The organism is Neoroseomonas lacus (assembly GCF_014644535.1).
Classification (GTDB): domain Bacteria; phylum Pseudomonadota; class Alphaproteobacteria; order Acetobacterales; family Acetobacteraceae; genus Neoroseomonas; species Neoroseomonas lacus.
Genome location: NZ_BMKW01000004.1, coordinates 84709 through 97023, shown reverse-complemented (window position 1 = coordinate 97023; position 12315 = coordinate 84709). Strand labels below are relative to the sequence as shown.

The following is a 12315-nucleotide window of genomic DNA, read 5'->3' as shown; positions in this document are numbered from 1 at the left end:
ACCAGGACGCGGGCGCAATTGACCGTGGCGCACAACTCTCCGATCTCCCCCGCCGCCGCCCTCACCGGCGGCGTTCGGGACGCGATGGCGCCGGCGCCGCCTGTCTTCGCGCCCGAAGCGCCGCTCTCCGAGGTGGTCGCGGCGATGCGGTCGGCGCGCATCTCCGCCGTGCTGGCCGTGGACGTGCAAAGCCGGCCCGTCGGGATACTGACGGAACAGGATGTCGCGCGCCGCGTGGTGTTCCGCCTGCCGCCCGATGCGCCGCTCTCGGCGGCCATGTCCGCCCCGGTCATCGCCTGCACCGAGGATGCCGGGCTATGGCGCGCCATCGCCCTGCTGCGCGCGCGCAGCCTGCGGCACCTGCCGGTGCTCGGGCCTGACGGCCGCTGCCGTGGCATGCTGCATCGCACGGACGTGCTCGCCGCCGTCTCCGGGCGCCTGCTGGGCCATCTCGATGCGCTGGCCGGCGACGACGCCGCGGTGAAGCAGGCCCAGGCGGGCGTCGCCGCGGCGCTGCTCGCCGAAGGCGTCGCCGCGCCGGACGTGGTCGGCCTTGTCAGTGGCATCAATCTCGAACTGCATCGCCGCGTGCTCGACCGCGCCATGGCCGACCGCGGGCCGCCGCCCGTGCCCTTCACGCTGCTGGTCATGGGCAGCGTCGGCCGCGGCGAAAGCCTGCTGCGCCCCGACCAGGACAACGGCCTCATCCTCGCGGACTATCCGGATGAGGAGCACGGGCCGGTCGATGCCTGGTTTCGCGACTTCTCGGTGGATTTCAACGAGCGGCTGGACCGGGCGGGTTTCCCGCTCTGCCCGGGCGGGATCATGGCCATGAACCCGCTATGGCGGAAGACGCTGCCGCAATGGCGGCGACAGTTCGAATACTGGGCCCATCGCCGCGCCGGGGCGGCGCTGCTGTTCGCCGATATCGCGTTCGATTTCCGTGCGGCGGCCGGCGATCCAGGCTCGGCCGAGGCGCTGCGCGCGCATCTCGGGCAGGTGCTGCGGCGCGCGCCGGCGCTGCTTGCCGCCATGGCGGCGCAGAATGCCGGGCTGACCGTGGGCCTGACCCTCTGGGGCGGCTTCGCCGATGACGAGCCCGGTCCCGGCATGCGGACCGATCTCAAGCTGCACGGCCTGATGCCGCTGGTGGCGGCGACACGGCTGCTCGCCCTCCGCGACGGGGTGGCCGCCACCGGCACCGCCGAACGGCTCGCCGTGCTCGCTGCGCGCCGCGCGGTCGCGGCAGCCGAAGCCGCCAGCCTGACCGATGCCTTCTGCCTGCTGCTCGACACCGTGCTGCGGCAGCAGCTTGCCGATCATGCGGCCGGACGCGTGCCCGGCAACCTGGTCGATGCGGCGGGCATGCCGCGGGCGGCGCGCACGCAGCTGCGGGATGCGCTGCGGGCCGTGCGCAGCTTCAGCCGCGGCACCTTCGGCGACTTCACCGGGCACTACTGGTAAGGCGGGGCATCAGAAGTATTCCGCGGTCTGCGCCATGGCGGGCAGCATGCGGCTGCGTCGGATCAGCTCCTGCAGGTCCTCGACGCCAAGCGCCGCGGCACGCGCCAGGAGGTGCGCCCAGAGCACGGCTGTCGCCTCGGCATCGCCCAGCGCCTGATGCCGCCCCTCGATGAGGATCCCGGCGCGACCGCAAAGGCCATCGAGCGAATGGTCCGGCTCCTCCGGATCCAGCCAGCGGGAGACGGCCAGGCTGCACAGGAAGGGGTTCGGCACGGCAGGGGCGCCGCGGTGCTCCTCCATGAACAGCAGCGAACGGTCGAAGGCGGCATTGTGCGCGACCAGTACCGCGCCCTGCGCGAATTCCATGAAGGACGCGATCGCCTCGGGAGCGGATGGGGCGCCGCGCACATGCGCGTCGGTGATGCCGTGATAGGCGATCGATCCTGGCGGGATCGGTCGCCCGGGATCGACGAGGGTCTCGAAGCGCTCGACCGGCTCCATGTCGCGCAGCCGCACCGCGCCGATGGCGAGCAGGCCGTCGCCGCCGCTCGGGTTCAGCCCGGTCGCCTCGAGGTCGAAGACGACATAGTGCTGGAAGGGCAGCGGCCCCGGCGGCAGTGGCGCGTGGAAATGCGCCCGCGCGCGGAGGAATTCGCGTGTCGTCGGGCCAAGACCCCTGCCCACGGCCCCGACCATCCGGCGGATGAACCCACTCATGACCCCGACCCTGCCATGGCGACCGCCGGCATGCTACGCGCCAAGTGGTGCGGCCGTCGCCTCCCGGCCGCGGCCCCTGCGCAGGCGCTGTCCCCGCGCCTGCAGGTCGCGCAGCTGCAGCCACATCATGGCCGCCATCACCGCATCCGCCAGCGCATCGTGCTGGCCGAGGTCGGGAATGCCGAGATCGGCGCGGATGCTCGCGAAGCGCAGGTCCACCGCGGTGCCGGGCGGCGCCTTGCCGTATTTGCGGTCGTAGTAGAGCGAGGACACCTCGATGCGCCGGTTCGGCAGGCGCTCCCCGATCTGGTGCAGCGCGTAGCGGTTCACCATCGCCACGTCGAAATCGATATAGTAGCCGACCAGCGGCCGCGATCCGATGAACCGCAGCAGCTCCGGCAGCACCTCGGCCATCGGTCGCCCGCCCGCGACATCGCGCCGGCGCAACCCATGTACCTTGATCGAACCGGCCTCCGGCATGCGGGTCGGGCGGACCACCGCCTCGAAGCGGCTGCTGGTCAGGATGCGGCTGCCTGCCACCCGCACGGCGGCGACGGCGATGATCTCGTCCACCCAAGGGTCGAGACCCGTCGTCTCGCAATCGAGCGAGACGGCCTCGCCCTCCGGCGGCGGGTCGAGCAGGAACATGAACGCGCGATCCGCGAGTGCAGCGCGCCACAGCCGATGGCGCAGCCAGGCGGGCAGCATCAGAACACCGATGTCTTGAACCGGGTGGATATGACCTCCCGGAAATGGCGAACCACGCGCAAGGAGTCGCGCAGGATGTCGCGGTCCGCCGCGGTCATCCGGCTCGGGCGGACCAGCGATTCCTGCTCCACATTGCCGCGCCGTACCGCCTCGATCTGGGAGGTGATGCGGTAGGCCATGAAAACGCGCAGCGCCCCGAGCAGGTCTCGCCCGAGTTCCGCCTGCAATGCGTTCATGGCGACCAACGCCTCGATCCGCTCCGCGGTCGCCGTGGCGGCGATGCCGCGCTCGAGCGCCATGGCGCGGATGCCGTGCACGATCGGGAAGATGCCTGCCTTCTTGATATCGATCGCGTCCTCGCCGACGCCGACGGTCGTCATCAGCGTGTTGAGCACACCGAGGCTCGGCGTGGCGAAACTCTCGATCAGATGCGCGAAATGCGCCATCAGTGCCGCCTCCCCCCGCATCATGGCGAATAGCGCCGATTTCGCTTGTTCCAGCAGCGTCGCGCGGCCGGTCACCGCCACCGCATCGAGGAAAATCGCGATGTTCATCGCCGCCTCCGGCGTGCGGTCCTGGATCCAGCGTCGCAACTGCCGGACCATGCCGTCCAGCGTCTGCGACCAGACCGGATTGCGGACCATGACGTTGCCCGGGCAGGGCGGGAAGCCGAACCTGTCCAGCGCGCCCGAAAAGGCCTCCCGGAAGGCGGCGAGCTCCGGGTCCGGCACCGGTGCCGCCAGCAGCAGGCCGTTGTCCTGGTCGGTCCGCACGGTCTGCTCGCCGCGCCCCTCGCTGCCCATGAGGATCAGGCAGCCCTGATCGCGGATGGAGGGCGGCGCGACCAGGTCGAACAGGCGGACAAGGAGCCGGCGATTGAGATCGGAGGTGATCTCGGCAATCGCCTCCACCTTGACGCCCTGGCGCCAGAGCCGCTCCACCTGGTCCTGGATCGCGCGGGCGGGCGCCGCGAGCTCGGCCACGCTGCGGGCGCCAGCGATACGCCCGGGAATGAGCTGCGAGTTCCCGGCGAACTGGCCGAGCAGGTCGATATCCTCGAGGAAGCCGACCCAGGCCTCGCCGTCGCGCACGGCGAGGCGGCGCTTGGCGGATCGTGTCATGGCGAGCAGCGCGTCAAACAGGAAGTCGTCCGCTTCGACGGAGATGACGTCGAAATGCGTCACCTCGCGCACCGGCGTATTCAGCGGCAACTCGCGCAGCACCGCCGCCTTGGCGAGGTTCATGCCGGTGACGACCCCGATGCGCCCGTCCGCGCGGACGAACAGCGCATTCACGTCGGCATCGCGCATGGCGGCACCGGCCTCGGCGATGGTCGCGGAGCCCTCGATCGTCTCGGCGCGATGGCGCATGGCGTCGCGCACCCGGGTGCGCAACACCGCCTCCATGCCGCCTTCCGGCCGGCGGGCCTCCGCGAAGGCTTCGAGCTTGCGCGAGACATCGGCATAGAAGAACGCCGCGAAGGCCGCATTGCGGGCGATCAGGCCGCGGATGGTGGCGCGCGGAATGAGGTAGCAGAGCGTCTCCTCGGCGGCGACGAAATCCTCGCCGGCGGCGCCATGCACCAGGGCGCGGCTGTCGAAGCTGTCGCGCGGGCCGAACACGGCCTGCAGGGCCTCGCCGTCGCGCGCTTCCACGGCGCCCTTGATGACGACATGCAGGAAATCGGTGGGACGCCCGCGGGCGATGATCGTCTCCCCGGGGCTGAAATAGCCGATGTCGGCCGCGGCGCGCAGTTCCTCCGCCTCCTGTTGCGTCAGGCGGTCGAAGGGCGTGTTCTGAGCGTCGAAGCCCGTGTTCATGGCGGAGGCTGCGGCGCGGCCCCGGTAAGGGCCGCGCCTTGCGCTTCAGTGGGTATGGGCAGTTGCGGCACCGATACCGGTCTCCGAGCGCACGTATTGCGCATCGAAGGCGGCCTGCTCGGCTCTCGCCTGCACGCTGCTGTCCATCTTCGAGAACAGCCAGATGCCGACGAAGGCAATGGTCATCGAGAACAGCGCCGGATTGTCGTAGGGGAAGATCGCCTGCGAATAGCCCAGCGTCTGCACCCAGACCGCCTTCGACAGAATCACCATGGCGACCGCACTGGTCAGGCCGAGGAAGCCGCCGATCAGCGAACCGCGCGTCGTCGTGCCTTTCCAGAACACCGACATCAGCAGCACCGGGAAGTTGCAGGATGCAGCGACCGCGAAGGCCAGGCCCACCATGAAGGCGACGTTCTGGTTCTCGAACACGTAGCCGAGCACAATGGCAACGATGCCGATCACCACCGCCGAGAGCTTCGAGATGCGCACCTCCTTCTGCTCGTTGGAATGTCCGCGGGCGATGACCTCGGCATAGAGGTCGTGCGACACGGCCGAGGCGCCGGCGAGCGTCAGCCCCGCCACCACCGCGAGGATGGTCGCGAAGGCCACCGCCGAGATGAAGCCGAGGAAGAACGAGCCGCCCACCGCATTGGCCAGGTGGATCGCCGCCATGTTGGTGCCGCCGATCAGGCCGCCAACGCGGTTGATCACCCCGCCCGCACCAGCGGTGTAGAAGCTGTCGTCGGTCATCAGGAAGGTGATGGCGCCGAAGCCGATGATGAAGGTCAGGATGTAGAAATACGCGATGAAGCCCGTCGCGTAGAACACCGACTTCCGTGCCGCCCTGGCGTCGGCGACGGTGAAGAAGCGCATCAGGATGTGCGGCAACCCCGCCGTGCCGAACATCAGCGCGAGGCCGAGCGAGATCGCCGATACGGGGTCCGACACCAGCGCCCCCGGCGCCATGATGGCATCGTGGCGCGGATGGATGCGGACGGCGTCGGCGAACATCGCCTCGGGGCTGAAGCCGTAGCGCTGCATCACCATGAAGGCCATGAAGGTCGCACCGGCGAGCAGCAGGCAGGCCTTGATGATCTGCACCCAGGTCGTCGCCTTCATGCCGCCGAAGGCGACATAGACGATCATCAGCACGCCGACGATCACCACGGCGTAGAGGTATTCCATCCCGAACAGCAACTGGATCAGCTTCCCCGCCCCGACCATCTGGGCGATCAGGTAGAAGGCGACCACGACCAGCGTGCCGGTCGCCGACAGGATGCGGATCGAGGTCGGCTCCAATCGGAAGGAGGCGACGTCGGCGAAGGTGAACTTGCCGAGATTGCGCAGGCGCTCGGCGATCAGGAACAGGATCACCGGCCAACCGACCAGGAAGCCGATGGAATAGATCAGCCCGTCGAAGCCGGAGCTGAAGACGAGGCCGGAGATGCCCAGGAACGATGCCGCCGACATGTAGTCCCCGGCGATGGCAAGACCGTTCTGGAAGCCGGTGATGCCGCCGCCCGCGGCATAGAAATCGGCCGCCGAGCGCGTCTGCATCGCGGCGCGATAAGTGATGCCGAGCGTGCCGAGGACGAACAGGAAGAACATGATGATGGCGGCCCAGTTCAGGGCCTGGCGGTCAACCGCACCCTCGAGCGCGCCAGCGGCGTGGGCGAGCCCAAAATGGGCCAGCGTGCCGATTGCCGCCGCCAGCGCGGAGACCCAAAGGAAGCGCCTCATGGCTGCAGCTCCGCATTGAGGCGGGCGGTCAACGCGTCGAACTCGCTGTTGGCCCGGCGGACATAGATGCCTGTCAGGAGAAAGGCGGCGATGATCACCGCCAGACCCAGCACGATGCCGAGGGAGGTGACGCCGGCTCCGATCTTCATGGCCAACAGGGGCTTGTCGAAAGCCACCAGGGCGATGAAGCCGAAATAGATCACGAGCATCAGGACCGCGAGGGTCCAGGCAAACCGGGATCTCCGTCGGACCAGGTCCTGAAACTGTGCATTCCGCAGGATCCGCAGATGCGGTTCGTCGGTCATCGGCCACCCTCCTGATTTGTGCGGGCCCCGTTCCGGCAAGGAGCCTTGCTGCCCCATAGGTGTTGGCAGCAGCCCTCATGTTGATCTGGCGCAAGCCGGAACAGCGCCAGGCAAACCCGGCAGTGGCCCCGACGCGGTGTTCGCGATACGGGAGCGTAGCCCTCCGGCCGGGTGGTCCGGAGGACGGCACCCGGCGTGGCTGATCCATGCCAACGCGCCGGGTGGCGCCCTTCGTCACTTGCCTGCGCTGCGGCCGGCGGTCCAGGCTCCGGCCACAGGGACGATGAACGGCAGGGAAACCCAGGAATGACCGGCGCAACAGGCTATGACGCGACCCATGCGGCGTGGCGCCGCGACCCGCAGGCCTTCTGGGCTGAGGCGGCCGGCGGCATCGCCTGGGACAAGCCGCCCGAACGGACCTTCGACCCCGCGCTCGGCGTCTATGGCCGCTGGTTTCCCGGCGGCTGGCTGAACACCTGCCACAACGCCGTGGACCGCCACGTCGCCGCCGGCCACGGGGCGCGCCCTGCCATCATCTGGGACAGCCCGATGACCGGCCAGGTCGAGACCATCACCTATGCCGACCTGCTCGACCGCGTCGCCCGGCTGGCCGGCGCGCTGGCCGAACGCGGCGTGACCAAGGGCGAGCGCGTCATCATCTACATGCCGATGGTCCCCGAAGCCGCCATCGCCATGCTGGCCTGCGCGCGGCTCGGCGCGGTGCATTCGGTGGTGTTCGGCGGCTTCGCGGCGGCGGAACTCGCTACCCGCATCGCCGATGCGAAACCGCGCGCCATCGTCACCGCCTCCTGCGGGCTCGAACCCGGCCGCATCGTCAAATACAAGCCGCTGATCGATGCCGCGATCGGCCTGTCCCCGCACAAGCCGACGGCGGTGCTCATCCTGCAACGCCCGGAATGCCTCTGCGAGCTGACGCCGGGGCGCGACGCGGACCTGCTCGACGCCATGGCGGCCGCCACGCCCCACCCCTGCGTCAGCGTCGAGGCGACCGACCCGCTCTATATCCTCTACACATCTGGGACGACCGGCGCGCCCAAGGGCATCCTGCGCGACAATGGCGGTCACGCCGTCGCGCTGCGGCATTCGATGGCGATGGTCTATGGCGTCGGCGCCGGCGACGTGTTCTGGGCGGCCTCAGATGTCGGCTGGGTGGTCGGCCATTCCTATATCGTCTACGCGCCTCTGCTGGCCGGCTGCACCACCGTGCTGTTCGAGGGCAAGCCGGTCGGCACGCCGGATGCCGGCACCTTTTGGCGGGTCTGCGAACAGCATGGCGTCAAGGTGCTGTTCACCGCACCGACCGCGATCCGCGCCATCAAGAAGGAAGACCCGGACGGCACGCTGCTGAAACGCTACGACCTGTCGAAGCTCGACGCCCTGTTTCTCGCCGGCGAGCGCTGCGATCCCGACACCATCACCTGGTCGGAAGGCCTGTTGCACAAGCCCGTGGTGGACCATTGGTGGCAGACGGAGACGGGCTGGACCATCACCGGCAATTTCCGCGGCCTGGGCCTGTTCCCCACCCGCCCCGGCTCCGGCGGCAAGCCTGCGCCAGGCTACGATGTGGTGGTGCTGGACGAGGCGCATCAGGAAGTGCCGCAGGGGCAGATCGGCTCGCTGGCGATCCGCCTGCCGCTGCCGCCCTCGGCCCTGCCCACCCTCTTCAACGCCGATGACCGCTTCCGCGAAGCCTATCTCTCCGCCTTCCCCGGCTTCTACTCGACCGCCGATGCCGGGATGATCGATGCCGAGGGCTATGTCTGGGTGATGTCGCGCACCGACGACATCATCAACGTCGCCGGGCATCGCCTCTCGACCGGCGCGATGGAGGAGGTGCTGGCGGCGCACCCCGATGTCGCCGAATGCGCCGTGGTCGGCGTGCGCGACACGCTGAAGGGCCAGGTGCCGCTGGGCCTGGTGGTGCTCAAGCACGGCGTGACCAAGACCGAGGCCGAGATCGGCCGCGAACTGATCGCCATGGTGCGCGACCGCATCGGCCCAGTCGCCGCCTTCAAGGAGGCGCGCGTCGTCGCGCGGCTGCCCAAGACGCGCTCAGGCAAGATCCTGCGCGCGACCTTGCGCAAGATTGCCGATGGCGACGACTACGTGGTGCCGCCGACGATCGACGACCCGATGATCCTCGATGAGGTGGGCGAGGTGCTGAAGGGGGCGATGCGCTGACAGCATCGGGCGCGCGCCGGGGCACCGCCGGGCGCCGCGACACGCCCCCTGCGGCGTGGCCGCGCGCAGGCCCTGAGCAGGCGGTCGACAGCCGTCCTCAGGCGAAGCCGGCCTGCTCCAGCAGCAGCACCAGCTCGCGCCCGGTCCCCGGCTCGCGCACCCCGCCCGAGAAGGCGAGCGCCACGTCGTTTGCCCCGGGCCGCAGCATCAGGTCGAGCACGATCTCGCCGGACTGGCGCAGCCCCGCGCCCTCAATCTCCACCTGGATGGGCGTGCCGCCCTCCAGCGTCACGCGCATGCCCTGGCGCGGCAGCAGGCAGCGGTAGCGCAGGACCAGCTGCGCTGGCCCCGCCGCACTGGCCTCCACCACCAGCCGCGCCTCGCGCGCCACCACCCAGCGCACATCCGCCGGCACGTCGAGATCCGGGAAGGGTCCCTCCGATGGCCCGATCCCTTGCGACAGGTCCCAGCGCAGCCGTGGCGCGCCGAACGGCAACGCGGCGGGCGGCGGCTCGCTGGGCGACGGTGCCGGTGCCGGTGCCGGCGGCGCGATCTCGGCGGCAACGAGCGGGCGCGTCGTACCGGCCAGGCGGCTCGCCGTGGCCGACAGCAGCGTCACCGCCTGGCCCTCGGCCGGTTCGCACACCAGTTCCCACGCGGCCCGATCGCCCCCGGCGCGCAGCAGCGCCGGCGGCAGCATCGCGGTGCCGAGCCAGACCCCCTCCCCCTCCGGCGCCAGATGCAGCCGGGCCGCGGCCCCCGCCAATTCCAGCATGACAGCCGGTGGTGGCGCCGGCGGGTCGCAGCGCAGCCGGAACGCCACGGCGCAGGGCCGGTCCGCGGCGGCGTGCAGCACTCCGCCGATCGCTGGGGCCAGCGGCCATCCACCGCCCGCCACCTCGGCACCGGTGACCCGCAGCACCGGCGCCAGCGACGGGTCGGTCGCGGCGCTGGCGGCTGCACCGGCACTCGCCGCCAGGCCGACCTGCATGGCGCCGACCAGCACGCCGAGGTCCCGCGAATCATTGGGCGGCCGGTAGGTGTAGGGCAGCCGCAAGCGCAATTCGATGCGCGGCTTCGCCCGTCCCGGCCCCGGCCCGCGCACTGCCAGCCGGGCGCCGCGCCCGTCGCGCTGCCAGCTCATCGTCACCGGCAACTCGGTGCCCTGCAGTTCGATCCGGTCGAGCTGCTCCTCCCCGAAGAAGGACAGCAGCGAGATGTCGAGCTGCCACGCCTCGTCGAAGGGCCAGTCGAAGGCGATGGCCGGTTCCTGCATCGCCCAGCGCACGGTGCGCCCGTCCAGCGGTTCCGGCCGGTGCCAGCCGCCATCCAGCCGCGTGAGGTCGATCGCCAGGCTGCCCGGTCGTGCCACCAGGCTCGCCGCCGCCTTGTGCCGCACCCACAGCCCGGCGATCTGGTCGATCAGCGCCGGGGCGCCATTGGCCGCGCGATACCGCCGTGCCGCGGCGGCGGAGGCGGCGGCCAGCTCATCGATGCGCGGCAGGGCGGCGGCAAAGGCGGCGGCGATGCCGGCGGCACTGTGCTCGGCATAGGCGACATGGCCGGCGCCCCAATACCGCGCCTCATTCTCCAGCCAGGTCCCGGCCGGCACCACCACCGGCGTGCCGAGGCTGATCGCCTCCCACAACACGCCCGAGGATTTCCGCCGGTACAGTACCGGGTCATAGGGAAACAGCGCGATGCCGACACCCCGCGCCAAGGCGAGGTAGTCTTCGGGCAACAGCCTGCCGCCGGCGAGTTCGAGGTTCGGCACCGTGGCCGGCAGCGCCTGCAGCGCCTCGACCGCCGCGCGGGCCTCGCCCCAGGCGGTATGGCCATTCACATGCGCGACCAGCGTCCAATCCGGATGCGCCGTGGCGAGCTGGGGCACCAGCGCCGGCAGCAGCCCCACGCCCTTGTCGATCCGCGCATCGCCGGCGAACAGCAGCACGCGACGCGGCCGCTCGGCCGGCGCCGGCCCGGGCTCCGGGCGGATCGGCAGCGGATGCGCGGCGACGGGGCGGCGGAACAGGGCGCTGAACTCGGTCGCGTGCTGGCCGCCGCTGGCGAACAGATGCACCGGCGGGCCTTCCTCCTGCGCGGCGCGGTCGGCCAAGCGGTAGAACAGCGCGCGCAGCGGGTCCTCGACCACCTCCTGCCCCGCCGCATCGACCGTGATGCCGGAGGGGAACATCAGGTGCAGCAGGAAAAGCGGCGCCTCCAGCGGGTCGAAGGTCTTCATCCAGCCGATATAGCCGGCGAGGTGGTTCTCGGTGGTGGTCGGCACCAGCACCGCATCGGTCGGGCGGAACTCCGGGCGCGGCAGCAAGGCCAGTTCGGATTGCAGCAGGTCGTTGAAGGCGCGCCAGTCATCCATCGCGCCGGTGACCGGGTCCTTGTGCATCGTGGCGTAAGTGCTGGCGGAGAAATGCGGCAGGATGCGCACGCCATCGATCCCGCTGCCGGCGTAGCGGCGATGGGCGATGATCGTCACCGCCTCCCCGCGCGCCCGCGCCTCCCGCGCGATCGCCATGTCATAGGCCAGGTGGTGACCGGCCTCGCCTTCGAGATTGGGGTCGAGAATGACGAGAGCCATGGGCGTCCTGGGGCCTATTCGGTCAGGGCGGCGACAAAGGCGCCAAGGGAGGGGCTGCGCGCGAGCGGGTAGCGGGCAAGATGGCCCAGCACCGCCGTGACGGCGCCACGGGTGGCTGCGGCCGAGCGCGCGGCGGCCAGCATTTCTGCCGCCACACCGAGCGCCGCGTCCAGTTCCTGCGCCGCCAGCGACGCGGTGACCCGCTCACGCCCGGCCTCGAGGTCATAGGCCGGACGTCGCGCCGGGCTGCGGATCGCCCGCGGGGCGAACAGCGCGAGTGACGGCGAGGTGGCGGGGTGCGCCAGGAACCGGACCTGGCAGCTCAGCGGCCGGCTCGGCGCCTCGATGGTGAAACGGGTGCCGCGCTCGGCGGTCACGGCGACGAAGGCGCTGTCACTGAGCGCCAGGAAGGCGATGGCGGCCCCTTGCGCCGGCACCAGCCGCACCGCGCCGGGATCGGCCCACCCCTCGGCCAGGATGGCGAGGCCGCCCGCGCCGGGCGCCGCGATCTCGACGACAAAGCCCTCGGTGGCGGCACGCCAGGCCGATGCGGGGATGGAATGGCGGGCCGTCATGGGGTGCCGAGGGCGGGCGCCGGGCGGGGCCCGCGATGATGTGGCAAGGGGCCGACCGGAGATGGGCTTTGCCCCTCTCGGGACCTCACCCCACCAAAGGCCGGGGGGCCTTTGGAAACCGATACCTGGTGCCGGGCCGGGCGGGATTCACACAGGGCCGACGACAGTGTTGCGCCCGAAGCAGG

General features: G+C 70.7%; 9 protein-coding genes. 2 read left to right on the top strand and 7 right to left on the bottom strand.

Annotation, left to right across the window (positions count from 1 at the left end):
* Nucleotides 1-24: 24 nt before the first annotated feature.
* Entirely contained in the window at nt 25-1464 is a 1440-nt protein-coding gene (locus IEY36_RS09095; protein WP_229681242.1) for a DUF294 nucleotidyltransferase-like domain-containing protein, read from the top strand.
* A 9-nt stretch (nt 1465-1473) separates the two neighbouring features.
* Here IEY36_RS09095 and IEY36_RS09090 read toward each other — a convergent pair whose 3' ends face one another.
* Genes IEY36_RS09090 through IEY36_RS09070 form a run of 5 tightly spaced genes read right to left on the bottom strand, consistent with a single transcriptional unit; the run spans nt 1474 to nt 6757 of the window.
* Nucleotides 1474-2181 (bottom strand): 3'-5' exonuclease, encoded by a 708-nt coding sequence (locus tag IEY36_RS09090; protein WP_188966738.1) that lies wholly within the window; start codon nt 2179-2181, stop codon nt 1474-1476.
* 33 nt (nt 2182-2214) lie between these two features.
* Nucleotides 2215-2889: a 3'-5' exonuclease gene (locus tag IEY36_RS09085; protein ID WP_188966737.1), complete on the bottom strand. Its 675-nt coding sequence runs from the start codon at nt 2887-2889 to the stop codon at nt 2215-2217.
* Nucleotides 2889-4709 (bottom strand): DUF294 nucleotidyltransferase-like domain-containing protein, encoded by a 1821-nt coding sequence (locus IEY36_RS09080; protein ID WP_188966736.1) that lies wholly within the window; start codon nt 4707-4709, stop codon nt 2889-2891. The genes IEY36_RS09085 and IEY36_RS09080 overlap by 1 nt, the downstream gene beginning before the upstream one ends.
* A 45-nt stretch (nt 4710-4754) precedes the next feature.
* Nucleotides 4755-6452, bottom strand: coding sequence for a cation acetate symporter (locus IEY36_RS09075; RefSeq protein ID WP_188966735.1), 1698 nt, complete (start codon nt 6450-6452; stop codon nt 4755-4757).
* Nucleotides 6449-6757, bottom strand: coding sequence for a DUF485 domain-containing protein (locus IEY36_RS09070; RefSeq protein ID WP_188966734.1), 309 nt, complete (start codon nt 6755-6757; stop codon nt 6449-6451). The genes IEY36_RS09075 and IEY36_RS09070 overlap by 4 nt, the downstream gene beginning before the upstream one ends.
* Nucleotides 6758-7063: 306 nt before the next feature.
* Here IEY36_RS09070 and IEY36_RS09065 point away from each other — a divergent pair, with 306 nt between their 5' ends.
* A complete protein-coding gene (locus IEY36_RS09065; RefSeq protein ID WP_188966733.1) occupies nt 7064-8959 on the top strand; it encodes an AMP-binding protein in 1896 nt (631 codons plus the stop codon).
* A 97-nt stretch (nt 8960-9056) separates the two neighbouring features.
* Here IEY36_RS09065 and IEY36_RS09060 read toward each other — a convergent pair whose 3' ends face one another.
* Both IEY36_RS09060 and IEY36_RS09055 read right to left on the bottom strand, forming a co-directional pair.
* Complete coding sequence (locus IEY36_RS09060) at nt 9057-11555, bottom strand: glycosyltransferase (protein WP_188966732.1); 2499 nt, start codon at nt 11553-11555, stop codon at nt 9057-9059.
* A gap of 14 nt (nt 11556-11569) precedes the next feature.
* On the bottom strand, nt 11570-12130 hold the full coding sequence (locus IEY36_RS09055; RefSeq protein WP_188966731.1) for a hypothetical protein: 561 nt from the start codon (nt 12128-12130) through the stop codon (nt 11570-11572).
* Nucleotides 12131-12315 lie beyond the last annotated feature (185 nt).